Source organism: Rhodococcus sp. EPR-147 (assembly GCF_001647185.1).
GTDB lineage: Bacteria > Actinomycetota > Actinomycetes > Mycobacteriales > Mycobacteriaceae > Rhodococcoides.
The window spans coordinates 1-706 of the sequence record NZ_LVCU01000267.1 but is presented as its reverse complement, the minus strand read 5'-3'; the positions used below and the strand labels follow the sequence as shown (position 1 = coordinate 706).

General features: G+C 70.3%; 1 pseudogene. It reads left to right on the top strand.

Features of this window, described 5'->3' with window-relative positions:
* Positions 1-706, top strand: a pseudogene (locus tag A2J02_RS12860) (primosome assembly protein PriA); the annotation flags it as partial.

The window sequence follows — 706 nt, the reverse complement described above, 5'->3', positions numbered from 1 at the left end:
TTCCGATCGCGCGCATTCTTCCGATGTTGCCGCTGCCGCATCTCGACCGCGAGTTCGACTACCTCGTTCCCGAGGAGGTGAGCAGTGATGCTCAGCCCGGTGTCCGAGTTCGGGTGCGGTTCGCAGGACGACTCGTCGACGGTTTCGTGCTGGCCAGACTGGCCGAGACCGAACACTCCGGCAAGCTCGGCTGGCTCGATCGGGTGGTGTCGGCCGAGCGAGTTCTGACCCCGGAGATCGCGGAACTCGCCGAGGCGGTGGCCGATCGGTACGCCGGGACCAGAGCGGACGTGCTGCGTCTGGCGATCCCGGCTCGCCACGCCCGAGTCGAGGCGGAACAGACACCCGTCGTCGAGCCCCCGGCCGAGCCCGACATCGACCGGGCCGCCTGGTCGGCGTACACCCACGGCTCGAACTTCCTCGACGCATTGGCATCGGGACGCGTACCGCGCGCGGTATGGCAGGCGTTGCCCGGTGAGCTGTGGCCGGTGCGGTTGGCGGAGGCCGCCGCCGTGACCGTGGCCGGCGGTCGGTCCGCGGTGGTCGTGGTGCCCGATCAGCGAGACCTGGATCGTCTGGAGACGGCCTGCACGGCTCTGCTCGGTGCCGACCGGGTGGTGGCGCTGTCGGCCGGTTTGGGCCCGGCGAAGCGGTATCGGCAATGGTTGCGTGGGCTGCGATCGGGCCCGGTGGTCGTGGTGGGGAC